At 61.8% G+C, this 20970-nt stretch carries 18 protein-coding genes and 1 pseudogene; 8 read left to right on the forward strand and 11 right to left on the reverse strand.

Annotated features, from left to right (window positions below; all coding sequences use genetic code 11):
• Positions 1–4: 4 nt before the first annotated feature.
• From BWR18_RS17070 to ilvD, 3 genes are read right to left on the reverse strand one after another with little or no spacing between them, the layout of a single operon-like run.
• On the reverse strand, positions 5–778 hold the full coding sequence (locus BWR18_RS17070; protein ID WP_076629632.1) for a DUF6478 family protein: 774 nt from the start codon (positions 776–778) through the stop codon (positions 5–7).
• A gap of 48 nt (positions 779–826) precedes the next feature.
• A complete protein-coding gene (locus BWR18_RS17075; protein ID WP_076629633.1) occupies positions 827–1471 on the reverse strand; it encodes a hypothetical protein in 645 nt (214 codons plus the stop codon).
• Complete coding sequence (gene ilvD / locus BWR18_RS17080) at positions 1452–3215, reverse strand: dihydroxy-acid dehydratase (protein WP_076629634.1); 1764 nt, start codon at positions 3213–3215, stop codon at positions 1452–1454. Before ilvD ends, BWR18_RS17075 begins: the two co-directional genes overlap by 20 nt.
• Before the next feature lie 168 nt (positions 3216–3383).
• Between ilvD and BWR18_RS17085 the strand changes: the two genes are divergently transcribed.
• The 5 genes from BWR18_RS17085 to BWR18_RS17105 all read left to right on the forward strand — a co-directional run bounded on the left by BWR18_RS17085 (position 3384) and on the right by BWR18_RS17105 (position 10321).
• Complete coding sequence (locus BWR18_RS17085) at positions 3384–6467, forward strand: ABC transporter transmembrane domain-containing protein (RefSeq protein WP_076629635.1); 3084 nt, start codon at positions 3384–3386, stop codon at positions 6465–6467.
• Positions 6467–7375: a CPBP family intramembrane glutamic endopeptidase gene (locus BWR18_RS17090; RefSeq protein WP_076629636.1), complete on the forward strand. Its 909-nt coding sequence runs from the start codon at positions 6467–6469 to the stop codon at positions 7373–7375. The genes BWR18_RS17085 and BWR18_RS17090 overlap by 1 nt, the downstream gene beginning before the upstream one ends.
• Before the next feature lie 57 nt (positions 7376–7432).
• A complete protein-coding gene (gene accD / locus BWR18_RS17095; RefSeq protein ID WP_076629637.1) occupies positions 7433–8362 on the forward strand; it encodes an acetyl-CoA carboxylase, carboxyltransferase subunit beta in 930 nt (309 codons plus the stop codon).
• Entirely contained in the window at positions 8359–9630 is a 1272-nt protein-coding gene (locus BWR18_RS17100) for a bifunctional folylpolyglutamate synthase/dihydrofolate synthase (RefSeq protein WP_076629638.1), read from the forward strand. Before accD ends, BWR18_RS17100 begins: the two co-directional genes overlap by 4 nt.
• 139 nt (positions 9631–9769) lie before the next feature.
• On the forward strand, positions 9770–10321 hold the full coding sequence (locus BWR18_RS17105; RefSeq protein ID WP_076629639.1) for a hypothetical protein: 552 nt from the start codon (positions 9770–9772) through the stop codon (positions 10319–10321).
• Here BWR18_RS17105 and zapE read toward each other — a convergent pair.
• Positions 10318–11373 (reverse strand): cell division protein ZapE, encoded by a 1056-nt coding sequence (gene zapE, locus BWR18_RS17110; protein WP_076629640.1) that lies wholly within the window; start codon positions 11371–11373, stop codon positions 10318–10320. The genes BWR18_RS17105 and zapE overlap by 4 nt on opposite strands.
• 137 nt (positions 11374–11510) lie before the next feature.
• On the opposite strand from zapE, the gene BWR18_RS17115 reads away from it, so the two are divergent.
• Positions 11511–12752 (forward strand): MFS transporter, encoded by a 1242-nt coding sequence (locus tag BWR18_RS17115; RefSeq protein WP_076629641.1) that lies wholly within the window; start codon positions 11511–11513, stop codon positions 12750–12752.
• Here BWR18_RS17115 and BWR18_RS17120 read toward each other — a convergent pair.
• The 6 genes from BWR18_RS17120 to BWR18_RS17145 form a co-directional block, all read right to left on the reverse strand.
• Positions 12749–13660, reverse strand: a complete 912-nt coding sequence (locus BWR18_RS17120) for an alpha/beta hydrolase (RefSeq protein WP_368073624.1) — start codon at positions 13658–13660, stop codon at positions 12749–12751. The genes BWR18_RS17115 and BWR18_RS17120 overlap by 4 nt on opposite strands.
• Positions 13660–14574: an ornithine cyclodeaminase family protein gene (locus tag BWR18_RS17125; RefSeq protein WP_076629642.1), complete on the reverse strand. Its 915-nt coding sequence runs from the start codon at positions 14572–14574 to the stop codon at positions 13660–13662. Before BWR18_RS17125 ends, BWR18_RS17120 begins: the two co-directional genes overlap by 1 nt.
• Entirely contained in the window at positions 14571–15191 is a 621-nt protein-coding gene (locus BWR18_RS17130; protein ID WP_076629643.1) for an HAD family hydrolase, read from the reverse strand. The genes BWR18_RS17125 and BWR18_RS17130 overlap by 4 nt, the downstream gene beginning before the upstream one ends.
• On the reverse strand, positions 15188–15637 hold the full coding sequence (locus BWR18_RS17135) for a YaiI/YqxD family protein (RefSeq protein ID WP_076629644.1): 450 nt from the start codon (positions 15635–15637) through the stop codon (positions 15188–15190). Before BWR18_RS17135 ends, BWR18_RS17130 begins: the two co-directional genes overlap by 4 nt.
• The gene (gene fghA / locus BWR18_RS17140; RefSeq protein WP_076629645.1) at positions 15634–16464 is read right to left on the reverse strand and encodes an S-formylglutathione hydrolase; all 831 of its coding nucleotides are present in this window, start codon (positions 16462–16464) and stop codon (positions 15634–15636) included. The genes BWR18_RS17135 and fghA overlap by 4 nt, the downstream gene beginning before the upstream one ends.
• 100 nt (positions 16465–16564) lie before the next feature.
• On the reverse strand, positions 16565–17488 hold the full coding sequence (locus BWR18_RS17145) for an AEC family transporter (protein WP_076629646.1): 924 nt from the start codon (positions 17486–17488) through the stop codon (positions 16565–16567).
• A 185-nt stretch (positions 17489–17673) separates the two neighbouring features.
• Between BWR18_RS17145 and BWR18_RS17150 the strand changes: the two genes are divergently transcribed.
• On the forward strand, positions 17674–18291 hold the full coding sequence (locus BWR18_RS17150) for a TetR/AcrR family transcriptional regulator (RefSeq protein WP_076629647.1): 618 nt from the start codon (positions 17674–17676) through the stop codon (positions 18289–18291).
• 78 nt (positions 18292–18369) lie between these two features.
• Complete coding sequence (locus BWR18_RS17155; RefSeq protein ID WP_076629648.1) at positions 18370–20028, forward strand: Y-family DNA polymerase; 1659 nt, start codon at positions 18370–18372, stop codon at positions 20026–20028.
• Positions 20029–20622: 594 nt separating this feature from the next.
• On the opposite strand, the pseudogene BWR18_RS22505 reads toward BWR18_RS17155, so the two are convergent.
• Positions 20623–20856, reverse strand: a pseudogene (locus BWR18_RS22505) (IS110 family transposase); the annotation flags it as partial.
• Positions 20857–20970: the final 114 nt, after the last annotated feature.

The raw sequence follows: 20970 nt of genomic DNA on the forward strand, positions 1-20970 counted from the left end.
TTCGTCACAGTGCCGCGCGCGGGCGGCGCGAGAAGGTCAGATCGCGCAGCGTCACCTGGTTCATTTCCGGCCCCTCAAAGATCAGGTCGACCCAGGCGCCTTCCACCCGCTTTTCATTCAGCTTGGAATAGGCGAGGTCAAACTCAACCGTCACGTCCGCCTCGTGCAGCGGCAATTCGCGTACGATCTGTTCAGTGTTGGGGCCGTGGCGCACGTTGAGCCGGGCAAAAATCTCGATCGGTTTTTCCATTTCGACAATGGTGTTCATGCCCAGAAGGTGGTTCTTCGTCAGACCATTCACTGCGTCGGCGGGCAGGTCGATCACCAGAGACAGGAACGAGCCGTCGAATTTGAACACGTCAAGCCGGACGCCGTAGGGGGCGAGATCCTGTTCCCGAAGGTTGCGCAGCTGGCGCAAAGTCATCTCGCTGAATTCGCAATCGTGAAACAGCGTCACTTCACTGCCCAGCATCGACTTGGTCTGGACTGACGACATGCCGGGCATGCCGAGCGATCCGCGCCACAGTTCCGGCCGCCAGGACCATTCGGTGTTGTGGGGATGGGGAAAGGCGCTGGAGCCGATGGCGGGCAGCGCAAGCCGTTCGTCGGCCCGGTGGATCAAACGGTCGAGATGTGTTCGTAAAAGGCGCGCGGCAGAGCGCAGGCCGCGCAATTCCCCCAGATCCGTGCTTTTTGCATTGCGTGCGGCACGCGCCCAACGGCGCATCATCCGCTTGTGCGCGATACGGTCGATGAATGAGATGTGGTTGCCTGCCATGTGCCCTGCGCCAGTGCGTGTCACGGTGCACTATCTATGCCAAAGGTTTCACTCAAATAAACCCGCGAGGACCCCGTTGCCCGACTGTTTCGGAGCTGGCGTTGCAGAATTGTCCGGGGGTGCCACCGCCGCGACGACAGATTGTTCCTGGGTCCGCTCCACCGTTTGCGTCAACAGGCCTTGTCCAGCGCGGTCCAGTGCGGTGCTGTTCGCGTCTTCGTAGATGGCGAGGCCCAGCACATGGTTACCCACTTGGGCAGCACCACGCCAGTAGGTGCTGCGCATATCGGTGCTGGGTGGGGCGCCCGTCACTTGTACCAATGCCAGCGGACCGTCATCGGCGCGTTGCAGGACAGTTTCCGCCGCGCTGTCGAAATTCGACGTGCTGATTTGTGCCGCGCCGGTCACTGCGACCGTGGTCGCCGTGATGATCGCGAGCGGTGCGTCCGTTGTTTGCTGGCCGCCCAGCGTGTCGCAGCGCGCCATGAGGGCAAAGCTGTCGCGTACGCTGCGCCTGTCCACGCAAAACCCGGGCGGCGGCATCAGTTTGACCGTGCCGCCCGCAAGGTTTGCACCGCTCAGCGCAAAGCTTTGTCCTGTCCCGGCCAGGTTGAGCCCTGCGAAATCCTCGCATGCGGCGAGGCCAAGCAGAAGCGTGCCGAGCAGGACCCCTTTAGAGATCCCAGTACTCATGCCGCTCTGCTTTTGCTCCGGGATGTGTGACGGCGCCCTTGTATGTTTCGCCCACAAGCTGCGCGTATTTCCATAGTGCGCCGGAGGCGTAGATGTTTTCGCGTGGGCCGGACCAATTGGCTTTGCGTTCCGCGAGTTCTTCGTCCGTGAGGTCGACGTTGATCGTCCCCTCAATCGCGTTGATGGTGATCACGTCGCCGTCTTTCAGTAGTGCAATGGGGCCACCATGGGCCGCTTCGGGGCCGACATGGCCGATGCAGAAGCCGCGCGTCGCGCCCGAGAAACGGCCATCGGTGATCAGCGCCACCTTCTTGCCCATGCCCTGACCGGACAGGGCCGCCGTGGTGGCGAGCATTTCGCGCATGCCGGGGCCGCCCGATGGCCCCTCGTTGCGGATGACGAACACGTCGCCTTCCTCATAGGTGCGGTTTTGGACCGCCTCGAAGGCATCCTGCTCGCATTCGAACACGCGGGCCGGACCGGTAAAGATCTGGTGCTGGGCTTCCATGCCCGCGACCTTCACGATGGCGCCTTCGGGGGCGACGTTGCCCTTGAGGCCCACGACGCCGCCGGTTTTCGTGATCGGGGTTTCGATGGGGTAGATGACGCGCCCGTCCGCCTCGAGGCTGATCTTGTCCAGCTCTTCGCCGATTGAATAGCCGGTGGCGGTCATGCAATCCTCATTGATCAGGCCCGCCTTGCGCAGTTCTTTCATCACGACATAGGTGCCGCCGGCCTCGTACATATCCTTGGCCACGTATTGGCCACCCGGTTTCAGGTCGACGAAGTATGGCGTGTCGCGGAAAATTTCGCACACGTCATCAAGGTAGAAGTCGATCCCGGCCTCGTGTGCCATGGCGGGCAGGTGAAGGCCCGCGTTGGTGGACCCGCCGGTGCAGGCCACGACGCGAGCCGCGTTTTCGAACGCTTCGCGGGTGCAGATATCGCGGGCGCGGATGTTCTTTTCGATCAGTTGCATGACCGCGGCGCCGGAGGCTTCGGCATATTGGTCGCGGGACTCATAAGGCGCGGGGGCCCCGGCGGAGTTCGGGAGGGCGAGGCCGATGGCCTCGGACACGCAGGCCATGGTGTTGGCGGTGAACTGGCCACCGCATGCGCCCGCAGACGGGCATGCGACGCGTTCCAGCACGTCAAGTTCCGCTTCGGTCATGGTGCCGTTTTGCTGGTGGCCGACGGCTTCGAACATGTCCTGCACGGTCAGGTCGCGGTTGGCGTATTCCACGGGGACTTTGGCACCGACAGGCGCGCGGCCCGGCAGGATGGATCCGCCATAAAGAAACACGGACGGCACGTTCAGACGGATCATCGCCATCATCATGCCGGGCAGGGATTTGTCGCAGCCCGCAAGACCGACGATGGCGTCATAGCAGTGGCCGCGCATGGTCAGCTCGACCGTGTCGGCGATCGCTTCGCGGCTGGCGAGCGACGAGCGCATCCCCTCGTGCCCCATGGCGATGCCGTCGGTGACGGTGATGGTGGTGAACTCGCGCGGGGTGCCGCTGGCGGCTTTCACGCCCATCTTGACCGATTGCGCCTGACGATTCAGGGCGATGTTGCAGGGCGCCGCTTCGTTCCAGCAGGTGGCGACGCCGACGAGGGGCTGGTGGATCTCTTCCTCTGTCATGCCCATCGCGTAGTAGTAGGACCGGTGCGGCGCGCGTGCGGGCCCTTCGGTCACGTGGCGGCTGGGCAGCTTGGACTTGTCGAACTTGCCTTTGAGCATCTGGCGTCTCCCCCGTAATAGCGTCCGGACTGCAATAGCCATTGGCCCGCCGTGCTGCAAGCGCCCGCGGTTGTAATAGACTATTGCTGGCACTAGGTTTTCCGGACGGATTGCACCCGGTTGCTTGGCCAACCGTTTGGACAGGGGTGCACTCCATCAGGACGTGCCATGGATTCCACCATCTTTGCTTTCATCTGGAAGCATTCCAAGCGTGATCAGTTGATGTTGTTGGGGCTGACGATTGTCACGTTCCCGTTTCTGTTTGCCACGCTGGAATTGCCCAAGCGGATCATCAATGACGCCATCGGCGCGACCGATGACGTGGTGAACGTGTTTGGGTTCGATCTGACCCAGATCCAGTTCCTGCTGGCCTTGTGCTTTGGCTATCTGGGTGCGGTGCTGGCGCATGGTCTGCTGAAGATGCGTCTTAACACCATGAAGGGTGTGACAGCCGAGCGGCTCTTGCGCCGTTTCAGGTTCCAGTTGCTGAGCCGCATGCTGCGGTTCCCCCGTAGCTACTTCCGGTCCACCAGCCAGGGCGAGTTGGTGAGTATGGTCACGTCCGAGGCGGAGCCGATGGGCGGGCTGATGGGCGACATGGTGGCCCAGCCGGTATTTCAGGCGGGCCAGATGCTGATCATCGTGGTGTTCCTGTTTCTGCAATCGGTGTGGTTCGGGTTGGCGGGGATCGCGCTGATCCCGCTGCAGGCTTGGATCATTCCGATGCTGCAACGTCAGATCAACCTTTTGAACAAAGAGCGTATTCGCCAGATCAGATCGTTTTCATCCGAGATCGGGGAAAGTGCGGCGGGCATTTCCGATCTGCGCACCAATGGCGGCCTGCGCTACCGTTTGGCGCAATTCACAAGCCGGTTGGGTCGGCTGTTCGAAGTGCGCTTCCAGATCTACCAGAAAAAGTTCTTTATGAAGTTTCTCAACAACTTCATCACGCAGCTGACGCCATTCTTTTTCTATTCCGTCGGCGGGGTGCTGGCCATCCGGGGCGACATCACCGTGGGCGCGCTTGTCGCAGCCATCGCGGCGTACAAGGATCTGTCGAGCCCGTGGAAAGAGCTTCTGACCTATTACAACCAGACGCAGGACATGTCGTTGCGATGGGAGATCGTGACGGACCGGTTCGCGCCGCGCGACATGATTGATGAGGCGCTGTTCGAGGGTGAGCCGGAGGTGATCCCGCATTTGCAGGGCGATATCGTTCTGAATGACGTGACCGTGCGCAACGCGGAAAACACGCCTGTGCTGGAACGCATTGACCTGACCATTCCCAAAGGCGCGCGTGTTGCCATTCAGGCCAAAAACCAGACGGAACGGACGGCTTTGGCGGAGTTGCTGGTGCGCGAGGTGCTCCCCACGCGCGGGTCGATCACGATAGCCGGGCATGACCTGTCCGAACTGCACCAAGAGGTCGTGTCGGCGCGCATCGGCTATGCCCAAGCGCGCCCGTATCTGTTTGATGGAACGCTGGGCACCAACCTGTTGATGCCGCTGATGACCCGGCCCAACACGGTGCCGTGGGGTCAGGGCCGCAAGGACCGCTATGTGACCGAGGCGCTGCGGTCGGGCAACAGCCCGGATCGGGTCGACACCGAATGGGTCGATCCCGCACTGGCCGGTCTGGGGACCGAAGATGAGGTGCGGGCGTGGTGGTTCGCGCTGGTCGAGGCGATGGGCATTGATGAGTTCATGTTCCGCCGGATGCTGGACAGCCGCATGGACCCCAACCAGCACCCTGATCTGGCAGAGGCCATCGTGGGGCTGAGACCTGTAGTGGCAGAACGCTTGCGGGAGGAGGGATTGGAGGACGCCGTCTATCGCTTTGACCCCGACGAATTCAACCCAGCGGTCCCGCTGGGCGGCAACCTGCTGTTCGCCGCACCATCGCGCGATATCTCGCAACAGGGGCTGGCGCGGGACGAACGCTTTATCAACCTGGTGTTTGAACACGGATTGGCGGAGCAGGGCATCGCCATCTCACAGACGCTGATTGAGACGTTGCACCAGACCTTTGGCCGCGACGGCACCAGCCACCCGCTGTTCACCGCGCTCAACATCGATGAAGAGATGTATGAGCAGCTGGTCGACATCTCGTCCCGCAGGCGAGACCGGGGCGACATTGCGCTGACTGATGACGAGTTCGCGCTGCTTCTAACGGTGCCTTTTGCCTTTACGGCCGAACAGATCGGCCCGGCCTTTCCCGAAAGTTTCAAGAACGAGATCGTGCAGATCCGCAAGACAAGCGGTGCGGCTCTGCGCGAGCAGACGCAGGGGTTCTTTATCCCCATTGCGCCTGACACGTATCTGCCGCGCCTGACTTTGGTCGAAAACCTTCTCTATGGTCGGATTTCCATGTTTGCCGGGGCCAAGGCGGAAGTGATCGAGGATCTGGTGGCCGACGTGCTGAACAAGCATGAGTTGCGCAGAAAGGTGGCCGAGACCGTGTTCGACATTCGCACCGGTCTGGGTGGTACGAACTTGCCCACGATCTTTCACGAACGTGCCGCGTTCTCGCGCGCGGGGATCAAGCGGCCGGATATCCTTGTGCTGGACCGCGCGCTGGCCAGCCATGGGAATGAGCAGCGGCGCAAGACCCGTGAGGCGCTGCGGGAGTTGCTGCCCGAGTCCACGTTGATTTTCCTGGAAGAGAATTTCAACAATCCCGACGCCTACGACATGTTTGTCGAGATCAAGGACGGGCGGATTGATGGGGTTCAGGCGCATGATGAGGATGAGGAGGAAGCCGACGATCTGAGCCGCAAGTTGCGCGTGATCTCTCGGGCCGAGCTGTTTTCGGGCGTGACCAGTCGCAACCAGCGGCTGCTGGCCTTTGCGGCCCAGTGGTACACGGCCAAGCAGGGGCAGCGCATCTTTTCCATGGATGAAAAGCCTGATGCTGCGTATCTGTGCGTCAAAGGCAGCGCGGTGCTGACCTATGACGGTGAGAATGGTGAGGACAGGCACGTGTCCGTTGTGGAGCCCGGCAGACTGATCGGCGATCTGGCCATCATCCTGAACGAGCCCCGGCAGCTGCATCTGACCGCGCTGACCGACGTAACGTTCCTGCGCATCGGCGCGAGTGAATTCCGCGCCGTGCTGGAGGAAGATGCCACTGTGCTGCGCAGCCTGTTGAACACCGTGGCCGGGCACCTGACAGGTGCCGCTGAACTGCTCCGGCAGGCCAACATCCAGATCCCCGAGGACGAGGGGCCGCCACCGCCGCCGCTGGATCGTTGATGGGAGTTCTGAGCTTCGATTATCGCCCACATGCCAGGTTTATTGATCCCGCACGGGATCGCGCACAGCTGTGGCGCTTGGGTCTGGGTGTCGTGCTGGTCGCCGGCTTCTTTCTGGTCCTAAGCAATCTGGTCTTTGGCACCATCCTTGGCGTGCTGGACCCGCAGACCGCCAGCGCTGTCGTGCGGGACGCACAGACCGGCCGGACTGCGGGTGGCATGCTGCTCTTGCTTTTTCAGCTTGGCCTTTTGGCTGTTGCGGCGTCCATGGTTGTCGTCATGGTGCACAAGCGCCGTCCGGCGACCCTGATTGGGCCCATCGGGCTGGCAATCCGTCAGTTCGGCGCCGTGCTGTTCATGATGGTGTTGCTGACCATCGCCCTGTGGCTGCTGCCGCCTTACGACATGGGCGAGGGGACACTGACCCTGAACATGTCCGTCGGGCGCTGGTTGGTCCTGTTGCCCATCGCGGTGGTTGCCGTTCTGATCCAGATCGGGGCGGAGGAGATTGTCTTTCGCGGGTATTTGCAGCAGCAATTGGCGGCGCGGTTTCGGTCGCCGCTGATCTGGATGATTGCCCCCGCGGCGCTGTTCGGGGCGGGGCATTATCTTCCGGACAGTGCGGGCAGCAATGCGCTCACGATCGCGCTGTGGGCCACGATGTTCGGCATCCTGATGGCGGATCTGACGGCGCGTTCGGGTACGCTTGGGCCTGCGATGGCGGTGCATTTTGCAAACAACATCTCGGCGATGGTGCTGACCGCCACACCGGACGAGATGTCGGGCCTGGCGCTTTATGTCCTGCCCTTTGGGATGGGGGACGAGGCGGCGATGGCGGCGTGGCTGCCCGTCGACTTCGGTTTCATGCTGGTGAGCTGGCTGGCGGCGCGTCTTGCTATCCGCGCTTGATTGCATTTGGCGCGGCCCCGGATTAACTGAAGCAAAGAACGGCAGCAGGAAGCCCACATGAACTGGATCACCAACTACGTCCGGCCCCGGATCAACTCGATCTTTTCGCGGCGCGAAACCCCGGACAATCTGTGGACCAAGTGCGACAACTGCGGCACCATGCTGTTTCACCGCGAGTTGGCGGACAATCTGAATGTCTGCACCAATTGCAATCATCACATGGCGATCACCCCGCGGGATCGGTTCACGGCGCTGTTCGACGGTGGCATCTTTACCGAGGTCGAGGTGCCTGCACCGCTGGCTGACCCGCTGCAATTCCGCGATCAGAAAAAGTACCCCGACCGGATGAAGGCCGCCCAGAAGACCACCGGTGAAAGTGAGGCGATGCTTGTCGCCCGGGGTGAGATGGGCCGCACACCGGTTGTCGCCTGCGCGCAGGACTTTTCCTTCATGGGTGGGTCCATGGGCATGTATGTGGGCAACGCCATCATCGCTGCCGCCGAAGAGGCGGTGAAGCTGAAGCGCCCGCTGATCCTGTTTTCCGCCGCTGGGGGCGCGCGGATGCAGGAGGGGATCCTGAGCCTGATGCAGATGCCGCGCACCACCGTCGCCGTGCAGATGCTGAAAGAAGCGGGCCTGCCCTATATCGTTGTGCTGACACATCCGACGACGGGCGGTGTAACCGCGTCCTATGCCATGCTGGGTGACGTTCATATTGCCGAACCCAACGCGCTGATCTGCTTTGCTGGCCCGCGCGTCATCGAACAGACCATTCGCGAGAAGCTGCCCGAAGGGTTCCAGCGGGCCGAGTACCTGCTGGATCACGGCATGCTGGACCGCGTGACAAGCCGGACCGAAATGCGGGATGAGCTGATCACGATCACCCGGATGCTGATGGGCGAACCGCCCGCGGTCAAAGGGGACCTGCCTGCACCGGCGCCCATCCCGACGGAAGAGCCTGTGACCGAGGACGCAGCCAAGGAATGAGCACCGGTTCCGACGCCATCCTCGAACGGATGATGGCGCTGCACCCCAAGATCATCGACCTGACCTTGGACCGGGTTTGGCGGCTTTTGGACGCGCTGGGCAATCCGCAGAACGACCTGCCGCCGGTGATCCATATCGCGGGCACCAACGGCAAGGGGTCGACACTCGCGATGATCCGCGCGGGGCTCGAGGCGGCAGGCCACCGGGTGCACGCCTACACCTCGCCCCATCTGGCGCGGTTTCACGAACGGATCCGGCTGGTGGGCGAGCTGATTTCCGAGCCTGATCTGACGGCCTATCTGGATGAATGCTATGCCGCAAATGATGGCGCCGACATCACTTATTTCGAGATCACGACATGCGCTGCGATCCTTGCCTTTGCCCGGACGCCTGCTGACTACACGCTGCTTGAGGTGGGGCTGGGCGGCAGGCTGGATGCGACCAATGTGATCGACCAACCCGCGCTGACGATCATCACGCCGGTCTCCATGGACCACGAGGCGTTTCTGGGCGACACGCTTGCCAAAATCGCGGGTGAAAAGGCGGGGATCATCAAACGCCGCGTGCCCGTCATTGTCGGACCGCAGGATGATGATGGGCTGGATGTGATCGAGGCGCGTGCCACGAGGCTGGGCGCGCCCATTCTGGCCTACGGTCAACACTGGCATGCGGCACCCGAACGAGATGGTATCGTGTATCAGGATGAGGTCGGCTTGCTGGATCTGCCGCGCCCCGTGCTGCCGGGCGATCACCAGATCCAGAATGCGGGCATAGCCCTTGCCGCGCTGCGTCACCTGGGCTGTGATGAGGCGGCCTGCGAAGCGGCTGTCACTCAAGCGCAGTGGCCCGCGCGGATGCAACGGCTGCGCACCGGGCCGCTGGTCGAACAGGCGGGCGATGCAGAACTTTGGCTGGATGGTGGGCACAATCCGGCGGCGGGCCTTGCGCTGGCCCGCGTCTTGCGCAGCTTGCCGAAGCGGTCCACGCACCTGATCTGCGGGATGTTGAACACTAAGGACGCGCGCGGATATTTGCGCCCGCTTGCGGCGTATGTGGACAGCCTGACCGCGATGTCGATCCCAGGCGAGAAGAACACGTTGCCCGCTGCTGAAACGGCGGCGGCGGCGCGGGATATCGGTATCACGGCTTATGAGGCTGAGGATGCTGCGGCTGCCCTGACTGCAATCCTGACCAAAGAACCGCAGGCGCGCGTTTTGATCTGTGGCTCGCTTTATCTTGCCGGGGCTGTTCTGCGCGAAAACGGCTGAGCACGGTCTGTGACAGACGCTTCAATATGTGGGTCTAACCGCGTTATGTTGACGAAACGGCGGTGATTTCGCTATATCTAGAGCAGATTTTGGCCCAAACGTGGACCAACCACGGCGGGTTTGCTTTCGAGGAAGTGGCATGTTCAGGCGGAAAGAGGCGGCAGCGTCAGAGCAGTACGCGTCGTCCAACATTAAGTTACTGTTGGTTGCGTCTGCCTTTCTTGCGGTGACGATTGTGCTGATCCTGTTGCAGCCCGGATCTGTGACACAGCCGATAGAACAGGTCGCCACTGCGCCGGTGACGGCGAAACAGACCGGCGTCGAAGCAACGGTGACGCGCGCGGACGCTTCCCTTTTGGATCTCCAGACCGTTCCAGCCTCGGAGGCGGTGAGCCGTCAGCTGCGTCAGCCCATTCGCCTGACCGACACCGATGCGCGGCATACGGATTTGCGCAGCCTGACCTCGGCAGTGCTGATCGGCTTTGGACACACGCCGCAGCAAGGTGACCGTTTGCAGGCCCTGTTGGTGCAGGCCCTGACCGAAGGACAATCGAACGCATATATCGACGCGCTTTTGAACACTGCCGCAGCGCGGGGTGAGTTTTCTTTGCCTCGTCAGTTGACGACGGCAACCGGACGTCTGGACACCGAAGCACTGCTGGTCGCGCTGGTTCGTCAGTCGCAGGGTTAGGTCGCCCAGTCCGCGCTTTGCATTTCGCGCAGGCGCGAGGCGGTGCGCTCAAACTCGAACGTGCCTTCGCCTTCCAGATACAGCATTTCCGGCGTGTCGGCGGCCGAACAGATCAGCCGTACATGCGCTTCGTAAAGCGCGTCGATCAGGGTGACGAAACGCTTTGCTTCGTTGAAATTGCTACGCCCCAGGCATGGGATGTCGTCGATCATCAGAACCTTGCACGCGTCGGCGATGGCCAGATAATCCCCCGGCCCCAGCGGTTTGGAGCACAGTTCGAAGAAGCTGCTGCGCCCGATGCCGTTGCGAAATTGCGGGATGGTGACGGTGCGCCCTTTGACCGTCAGGTCGAGCGCTTCGGCCTGCCCGCCGGACAAGTCCGCCCATATTGCGTCCATTTCGGTGCGGGCCTTCGCGCCCAGCGGAGAGAAGTAGACCGGGCTGCCTGACAGCCGATCCTGTCTGTAGTCGGTGGGCGAGGCCAGTTCCCACACCACCATCCTGTCTTTCAACAGGTCGATGAATGGCACGAAAAGCTGCCGGTTCAGCCCGTCCTTGTACAGATCATCCGGCACCCGGTTGGACGTGGTCACGACCACCACACCGGCGGCAAACAGCGCCTCGAACAAGCGCCCGACGATCATCGCGTCGGTGATGTCCGTGATCTGCATCTCGTCAAAGGCGAGTAGACGAACCGAGGCCGCGACATCGGCGGCGACAGGTGCGATGGCGTCGTCAACGCCGCGTTGGCGGGCCGTGTGCATGGCGGCGTGAATTTCCTGCATGAAAGCGTGAAAATGCACCCGGCGCGCAGGCACATCGAGGCGCGACGCAAAAAAGTCCATGAGCATTGACTTGCCACGGCCAACACCCCCCCACAGGTACAGTCCCTCTGGCGGCTCGGGCGCCTTGCGGAACAGCCCCTTTTTCACTGGGGCGGCCAAGGCCGCGCGGATACGCTCGAACTCGGGCAAGATGGCCAGCTGCGCGGGGTCGGGTTGCAGGTCGCCCTTGTCTACAAGCGCTTGGTATTCAGTCAAAAGGTCAGTCATCGCCGTCTGTCGTAGCGTGCGCGTTCGGTCATGGGAAGCGCGGTCAGATCAGGAATGGTGATGCGATGCCAAGAATTCCTGATTTGACGGAGTTGCACGGTTCCATACAGTCGGCAGGCCAGCCAGAGAAGACCGTTATGACCGAGCGCACACCCATCTTTACCCCTGTCCTGCTTGTGGGCTGCGTGATCATCATGGTCAGCTTTGCCGTGCGCGCCTCCTTCGGTGTGTTTCAGATTCCGATTGCGGAAGAGTTCGGATGGCTGCGCACGGAATTCTCGCTCGCTATTGCGATCCAGAACCTCGCCTGGGGGATCGGTCAGCCGATTTTCGGTGCGATTGCGGAAAAGATCGGGGATCGCAAGGCGATCCTGATGGGGGCAATCGTCTATGCCGTGGGTCTGGTTCTGAGTGCGGGGGCAACAACGCCCGTTGAGCATCAGATGTATGCGTGGCTTGTTGGTTTTGGGGTCGCCGGCACCGGCTTTGGCGTGATTCTGGCGGTCGTAGGGCGCGCCAGCAGTGATGAAAACCGGTCGATGTCGCTGGCCATTGTGGCGGCGATGGGGTCCGCCGGGCAGATTTTCGGCGCACCGGTGGCGGAATGGATGCTGAGTGTCATGCCGTGGCAATCCGTCTTTTTGTGGTTTGCGTTGGCGGTGATCCTGTTGGTTCTGACCTTGCCTGCCATGGGCGTGCCGCCCATGGCATCCAAGGCGGAGCTTGAGGAATCGCTTGGTCAGGTTCTGCTTCGCGCGTTCCGGGATCCGTCCTATACCCTCATCTTCCTTGGCTTCTTTTCCTGCGGCTACCAGGTTGCATTCATGACGGCGCATTTGCCCGCATTCGTGACTGAGGTGTGCGGACCCATCGTGCCGGGCGGCGTGCTGGACAGCATCGGCATCACGACGACGTCGGCGCTCGGTGCTGTGGCGTTGTCACTGATCGGGTTGGCCAACATCGGCGGCACGTTGGCTGCAGGTTGGGCAGGCAAATACTTCCCCAAGAAGTACCTGCTGGCGGGAATCTACGCCGGACGCACGGTCGTTGCGTCGCTGTTCATCATTCTACCGATGACACCGACCACTGTCATTGTCTTCTCGATATGTATGGGTGCGCTGTGGCTTGCGACCGTGCCCCTGACAAGCGGGCTGGTCGCTCATATTTATGGCCTGCGCTACATGGGTACGCTTTACGGCATCGTATTCCTGAGCCATCAATTGGGATCGTTCCTGGGTGTCTGGCTTGGCGGGCGTCTGTACGACGCTTATGGTTCTTACGATCAGGTGTGGTGGATCGGTGTGGCGATTGGGGCGTTCAGTGCGGTTGTGCATTTGCCCATTCGCGAGCGGCCCTTGGCCCGAACGGCGACCGCTTAACCGCGCGAGGCGCGTATCAGGTCCAGCACGGCATCCGTGTGGGTATGGGTCAGACCGTGGCCCGCCCCTGCGATCACCGATTGCTGCGCCATGGGGTTCCAGTGGGCCAGAGTCTCCTTACTCGACAGCGGGATCACATCGTCCTCTTCGCCCCAGATCGCGAGCACAGGCACACCGGCGGCCCCTATCGCCCTGTGCTGTTGGTCACATGTGTTGCGCAGGACACCGCGCAGACTGGACAGGACCGCCGGAAAGAACCCCCGCCGTGCCGTTTCCGCGTGTTGCAGTTCGTGAATGTCATCAACGGAGGAAGGCTGACCTGCCTCTTGGGAAATGCCGCGCCGCAGGATCCACGGATAGGTCGCCAGAAACAGCCAATCGCCCAAGACCGGCACGTCGCGGGCCAGGGCAAGTTTGCCCCCCGTCAGTTCGACCATCCCTGCCGGGGCCAGAAGGATCAATTGTTTGACATGGGCCGGATAGCGCGCGGTGAAATGCGCGGCGATGGCGCCGCCCATGGAATACCCCAACAGCGTCACAGGTTCCGTCACCCGTTCGTGTGCCAGCAGATCGACAAGCTGCTGTTCAAAGAACTCTGCCGTTTGGGCCCCGCGCACCCGGTCTGAAAACCCGCGCCCGTAAAGGTCGTAGACAAGGACCCGAAAGCCAAGCAGAGCAAGCCCCCTGGCCATTCCGTACCATACGAAAGACGGTGTGGTCAGGCCGTGCACGCAGACGGCCACCGGCCCGCGTTCCGGCCCAAGCCATTCGAAATGGGTGGTGCCCTGTGACAGGAGGGCGGACTGTCCCGGTGCCTTGGCCCGCTCGGCATCTGTCATGCCCTTGCGCGTCAACTCGATGGTGAAGGGCACCGCGGCCAGACCGAGGGCAATCAGAAGCACCCACATCAAGAGGCGATCCACCGATCCAGAATGTACCGGCTGGTCATCAGGTCCAGGTGGGCACCGCCGCCGTTCTTGAACAGCGTGATGTCGTCCGGGCTGCGGGTGAACGCGGCCAGATCATAGTAATCCGCAAGCAGGTGGTCGCGTGGGATCGTGCCCGCCTCAAGCGGGATCTTCACTTCGCCGATATGGCCGACGGTCGTGTCGAAACTGTCGACAAAGACGCGCGATTTCAGCAGAGCTGCATCGTCCACCTCGCGCATGTCCGGGCGGTAGGCGCCGATCAGGTCAACGTGCTGACCCGGTTGCAACCAGTCACCACGGATCAGCGGTTCTGTCGACATGGTGGCGCTGGTGATGATGTCGGCAGTGCGCACGGCCTGTTCCAGATCGGGTGCAACGGTCAGCATGGGGCGTTCCGTGGCCATGGCCAGCGCGTTGGCGCGGGTCCGGTTCCAGACCTGAAAATGCGCGTCTGGAAAGATCGCGAAATAGGCATCGTGCAGTGCGCGACCCACGGTGCCAGCGCCGACGATCAGGATATTGCGGCTGTCGGGCCGTGCCAGTCTGCGGGCGGCCAGCAGGCTGTCGCCCGCCGTTTTCCATTTGGTGACCAGATGAAAGTCGATGATGGCCTGCAAGGTGCCGTCGCCATCGGAATAGAGGTTTACGCCGCCGTTGATCATCGGCGCTCCGCGTCCCGGATTGCCCGGAAAGACGGTGGCCGTTTTGACCGCCATACCCATCCCGTCGATCCAGGCCGCACGGCTGAGCAGCGTGTCGGGATCGCGGTAGAGGAACGTATCCCCAATCTCCGCCTTGGGTCGCGTGTGCCCGCTTGCCAGCGCATCGGTCAGGCCGATCCAGTCCAGCACGGCTTCGCCCTCGGCAAAGGGGATGTAAGGGACGGAGGTCACGCCGCTTCGCTTTCGGTCAGCACCCCTTCGGTCACAAGGCGCTTGGCCCAGCCGTCCGGGCCCTTGAACAAATGCGTGCGCCAGCCGCGCATCTGTGCGGCGGCGATGTTTTCACTGCGGTCATCGGTGAAGATCAGGTTTTCGCCGCGCAGCCCGCTTTCCTCTTCTAGCCTTTGGTAGATGGTCGGGTCGGGCTTGATCACCCTCATATGGCCGGAGATGAAATCGCGATTAAACTGACGCATGAACGGGTAGTCTTGCGCTGCGCGGTCGTAGGTATCGACGCCGAAATTCGTCAGGCTGAACACGGGGGTCCCCTTGGCCTGCAGGGCGGCCATGAGGCGGACGGAATGGTCGATCTGGGGCGAGGCCATCTCGATCCAGCGGTCATGCCACATCTTGATTTCGGCATCCCATTTCGGGTGCTTGGCGGCCAGATCGTGCACCGACTGCGCAAAGGGCGCACCACGGTCCACCTCAAGGTTCATGCCATTCAGATCGACCTCTGAAAACAAGGCGCGGCGCCGGTCCTCTCCGATCACACTGTCGTAGAACCGTTCGGGTTGCCACTCGATCAGGACGTTTCCGATATCAAATATGACGGCTTGGATGGTCATCTTTTTGCTGCTCTCAATTCTCGTTCCAATGCGTCCAGAAAACGCGATCTGTCCGCCTTGGTAAAGCCTTTGCCCCCGCCTTGCCGAAACGGATCGGCGGCGCGCAGGTCGGACATGAGATCGCGCGTGGCGAGCACGTTGCCGATATTGGCTTGCGTCAGTGCTTCGCCGTTGTGTTTCAGCACCCGCGCACCGGCCTCGACGCATTTAGCAGCGAGCGGGATGTCGCCGGTGATGACCACATCGCCTGGGCCTGCGCGGTCGGCGATCCACATGTCAGCGATGTCGGGTCCCTCGGGCACGATGACTGTTTCGACCAAAGGGTTCTGGGATGGGCGCAGACCGCCGTTCGACACGACTTTCATCGGGACCTTGTGGCGGGTGGCGACCCGCTCGGCCTCGGCTTTGACCGGGCAGGCGTCCGCGTCGATATAGAGCGTCGTCATGCCCAAAGATGTTCGGCGTGGAAGGCCAAGTGATCTTCCATGAAGGTCGAGACGAAGAAGTAAGAGTGGTCGTAACCGGGCTGCATCCGGAACTGGATCTGTTGACGGCGCGCGGCGGCGGCTTCGGCCAGTGCTTCGGGTTTCAGAAGGTCGATGAACTGGTCATTCGTGCCGGTGTCGATCAGCATCGGCCCGTCAAAGCCGCGGTCGCGCATACACAGGGTGGCGTCGTGGGGCGACCAGATGTCTTCATTGTTCCCCAAATATGCAGAAAGCTGTTTGCGCCCCCAGTCGCTTGCCGTGGGGTTGGTGATAGGCGAGAAGGCGGATACAGACCGGAACTGTCCCCGCGGGGACATCGCCATGGTCAGCGCCCCGTGCCCGCCCATGGAATGGCCCGTGATCGACTGGCGGTCCATGTCGAGGCTGAAGTTTCGCTCCAGCAGGACTGGCAGTTCATCCATCACGTAGTCCCACATCCGGTAATGGGAGGCCCAAGGTTCTTCGGTGGCGTTTACATAAAACCCGGCGCCTTGCCCAAGATCATAGCCATCGTCATCTGCCACCGCATCGCCGCGCGGGGAGGTGTCTGGAAAGCACAGGGCGATGCCGTGCTCCGCCGCCCAGGTTTGCGCGCCAGCCTTGGTCATCGCGTTTTCATGGGTGCAGGTCAGGCCGGACAGATACCACAGCAGGGGAACCGGACCGTCCTTGGCCTCGGCCGGCAGGAACAGGCCAAAGGTCATGTTGCAGGAACAGGCGGTTGACGCGTGGGTGTAGACCCCTTGGGTGCCACCAAAGCAGGCGTTTTCCGAGACGGTTTCCATGGGTGTGTTCCTTTCGTTTTCTCATCGCTAGCGGGCGTTGGCGCGAGCGGCAAGTTTCGGGAGCCTCCGGCGGCGGTTTATTTGGCGAAATGAAGATGGATCAGCTTACCCAGGCAATAACCGCTGTGAGGGTGGCCACGCTGAGGGTTGTCGAGACGAGGATGGCGGCCGAGACCCGTTGCGGAGCCACGCCGTAATGTTGGGCCAGCATATAGATGTTGCCCGCGACCGGCATCGCGGCGCAGGCGATGATCATGGCCGCGCCAAAGGGTTCGACGCTGAAGAGGTAGAGCGCCGAGAACGCGACAAAGGCCGGGTGCAGCACCAGCTTGCAGAAGCTGAGCCAGCCAGCAATCTCAATCCGCTCGGCTGATTTCGAGGCGAGCGAGGCGCCGATGGCGAAGAGCGCGCCCGGCGTGGCTGCGCCGCCGAGGATCGTCAGGAAGTCGTTCATCGGGTCGGGAATGGGTATTCTAAGCCCCGACCACATGAGACCCAGGGCCATCGCGACAATCATCGGGTTCTTGATTAGCCCGATGCCGATAGTCTTGATGATTGCCGGCGACATGTGTCCGTCGCGACCCACAGTGATCAGGATCACGATCAGGCTGGAAAAGACGATGAGGTCCGTGGCCAGGACCAGCATCACAGGGCCGATGGCCTCTGGACCGAAGAGCAGGGCCAGCATGGGCAGCCCCAGAAAGCCCGCGTTGCCGATGACAGCGCATTGCGCCTCGACCGCATTGGTCTGCACATCCAGCCCGCGCAGGAAGCCGACCAAGGTTGCAATTCCGTAGACGAATGCCGTGCCCCAGAGGTAGGCGGCGACCAGGCGCCCATCCCAGACCTGTGCCAGTTCCAGGTTTGCTGCAAAGCGAAAGATCATTGCGGACAGGGCGAAGTAGAACACGAATTTGGTCAGATAGGCCGTCGCCTCCTGGGTGAAGAAGCGGGTGCGCCCGGCCCAATAGCCAAGGCCGATCAGGGCGAAAAAGGGCAGGGTCTTCAGCAGGATGGGCAGCATGTGTCAGGGATAGCGCGTGTTGCCTTGTCTATCCATTGCCGATGATCCCTGCCTGCCGGGAAAAGTGCCATGCTGTTTGATTTGCCGGATTGAAGAGGCGTGAAGCGCTGCGCAGCCTCGATTTTCTTATAGAAACTGAACGAAACGGTTTATATTGTGCAGCATCCCGCCAAACAGGAAGCCAGATGAACGACGCAACGCCTATTGTCCGCAGGGGCCGGAAGTTTGACCAGGTTCTGGACGGTGCGCGTGATGTGTTCATGGCCGACGGATTCGAGGGGGCGAGCGTCGATGACATCGCCCGTGCTGCGGGTGTGAGCAAGGCCACGCTCTACAGTTACTTCCCCGACAAGCGCTTGCTGTTCATGGAAGTGGCGAATTCGGAATGCGCGCGTCAAAGCCAGGACGCAATCGACAATATCGACATGAACGCTGCCCCGCAGGAGGTTTTGTGTCAGGCGGGCAAGCACTTCCTGAGGTTCATTACCTCGAAATTCGGGCAACAGGTGTTTCGTATCTGCGTGGCGGAATCGGATCGCTTTCCGGAAATCGGGCGCGCCTTTTACAAATCCGGGCCGGAACGGATGCGCGCAGAGATGGGCGAGTATTTCGAGGCCGCCGTGTCGCGTGGTGACCTGAAGATTGACGATTACACGCTGGCCGCGGATCAGTTTGGCGAGCTGTGCAAGGCTGACATCTGGCCGCGCCTGATGTTTGGTGTCATCGACAGCGTCACAGACGAGGACATCGACCGGGTGGTCGACAGCGCGGTCAAGACATTCCTGGCCCGCTACGGCGCGTGATGTCGCAGGCGGGCTGACTCGACTCAAGACGGCGACTCAGCCTAGTTTGCAGAAAGAACAAAATGCGAACATTTGGTGATGCCCAACCGTCGTATCCTGTCCATCTGGTTTCCCCGGCTGGGGGCCGAGCGTCTGATCCGGCGCCAGCCCGTGCTGGCCGATCAGCCTGTGGCTGTGGTCGAAGATCAGCAGAATATGCAGGTGATTACGGCCCTGAGCGGGGTCGCGCAGGCGAATGGTTTGCAGGTGGGCCAGCCGGTGCGCGATGCCCATGCGATGTGCCCTGGGCTTTTGACCTTTACCCGATCTGCGCCGCAGGAACAGCGGTTTCTTGAGGCTTTGCAGCGGTGGGCGGGCAAGTTTTCGCCTTGGGTTGCGCCGGAGGATGGGGATGCGCTGGTGGTGGATCTGACCGGCTGCGGGCACCTGTTCGGGGGCGAGCGCGCGTTGATGCAGGTGGTGCAGGATGACTGCACCGATCTGGGTCTGAGCGTGTTGATGGGGCTGGCGGACACCCGTGGGGCGGCGTGGGCTTTGGCGCGCTATGCGGGGCGGGCGGCGGGGTCGGATCGGTCGGGCGATTCCATTGATCAGGAGGCGCGCGCCACGCGGTCCCGCGCGGGCAAGCGGCGGCATTGGACCAAGGGGGGCGCAGCCCCGGCCATCACTACCCAAGCCCCTGATATCAAACGGATTGCGCCGCCCGGTCAGACATATGGCGCGCTGTCGCCCCTGCCCATTGCGGCGCTGCGCTTGGATGCGGATATGACGGCGCAGCTGGGCCGTCTGGGCTTGCGCCGAGTCGGCGACTTGTTGGGCCAGCCGCGGGCGGGACTCGCGCGCCGTTTTGGTCGCGGTTTGGTGCTGCGGCTGGACCAGGCGATGGGCAGCGCCCCCGAGCCCGTGTCGCCCGCGAAGCCGCCCGATCATTTTGCGGTTCGAATGACCTTGCCCGACCCGATTGGCCTGGTCGAGGATGTGATGGCGGCCATTGACCGGACCTTGCCACGGCTTTGTAAAATATTGAAAGATAAAGGGAAAGGTGCGCGGCGGGTGATGTTGCAGGCCTTTCGCAGCGATCGTGCGGTTGAGATGGTGGAAATTGGCCTCGCTCGTGCGACCCATGATCCACACCGCATCCGCCCGCTGCTGGAGATGAAGATCGAGGGGATCGATGCGGGCTTTGGTATCGACATGATCCGGCTGGAGGCGGTGCAGGTCGAACCGGTCCATGACGAGGTGACTGTGGGCCACCGCGAGGCGGGCGCGGCGGTGCAGGCGCGGCTGAACAACGCCAATGCGATGGACGATCTGATCGGGCTGCTGGGCGCGCGTGTTGGGCTGGATGCGATCCGACGCTTTGAACCGGCGGACAGCCATATCCCTGAAAAATCACATAAAATCATGTCTGCGGCCTGGTCGAAACCGCATAAGGGGCCGTGGCCCAAGCCGACGAATCCGCGCCCTTTTCTGCTGTGGCGCCCTGAGCCGGTGCATGCGCCGGTCACGCCGAAGATGCCGGAAACCTTTCGCTGGCGGGGCATGACTTTGACCCGGCTTAACGCCATCGGACCCGAGCGTATTGCGCCGGAATGGTGGCTGGATGACCCGAACTGGCGGTCGGGGACGCGGGATTATTGGGTGACGGATACGACGGATGGGCAGCGGCTGTGGCTGTTCTATGCCCATGGCGGAGCGATGTCGCCCGGGTGGTTCTGTCACGGATCCTTTGCGTGACCGTCCGGTGGGGTTAACAGGGCTTGCGATGGGTCTTGAGCGGAGAAACTGCATGTTTTGGCGGGCAAACTGCGTATTTTCTCAGAGGCACCACTCGCTATCATGGTTAATCTGACAGTAAGACGCGGTTGGGCTTGCTTGGTCAACAGCTCTGGAGAGCATCTTGACCCGCAAATTTCTTGTGTCGAAGGCTTCCGCATAGCACGGTTTGACCGCGACCTTGTGCACCTTTTCGGAACTGATCTTGTGTCCGGCCCGTTTGCGCGGTTTTGACCGCTGGCTCTCTCTCGGGACCTTGCGTTGCAATGTCCTGCCGGGCAGTGGATAGGATTCGCAAATCGGGTTCCCAACTGCTTTGCGGGCAACAGCGCCCGGGATATTCGGCGGAGTGTCCTGATCGTAGCGGCTGAAGGGTACTCCCTCACATCGTTGGCCTTGCCATCTTTTTGTTCCTTTCTGCTTAGGCAGCGTGGAGGCGGTAGGGTTCGTCTTTGGTCAGGACTGGCGACATGATCCGAGCTGTCTTGTTCGCCATGGCAACTGTTACAAGGCGCGCGTGCTTTCGTTGCAACAGGCCGGTCAGCCAGAGATCGGCCGGACGGTATGGCCAAGTTTTGACAGCTCGCGCGCCCAATAATGGCTCGATGCGCAAGCCTCAACGCCGATGCGGCATGGGTTTAGCCGCTCAAATAACGCTCGGACCTGAGCGCGACGCAAAGGTCTGTTGAACGCAACCTGCCCATCGTCCGTAACGCCGTGGACATGAAAGATGGTCTTGGCCAAGCCCAGGCCGACAGTGTTAGCTTTGCATGGGGTGGCCCCTCTCAATCGCAGATTTCGACACCTGCATTACGGCGCATTGCGACGCCGGGCAGCGGGACCCATCGACCCCATCTGCTCCCGCGAAATTTGCGTATCTTGTCAGGAACGATTTCCAAGATC

It is taken from the genome of Tateyamaria omphalii, from assembly GCF_001969365.1.
GTDB classification, from domain to species: Bacteria; Pseudomonadota; Alphaproteobacteria; order Rhodobacterales; family Rhodobacteraceae; genus Tateyamaria; species Tateyamaria omphalii_A.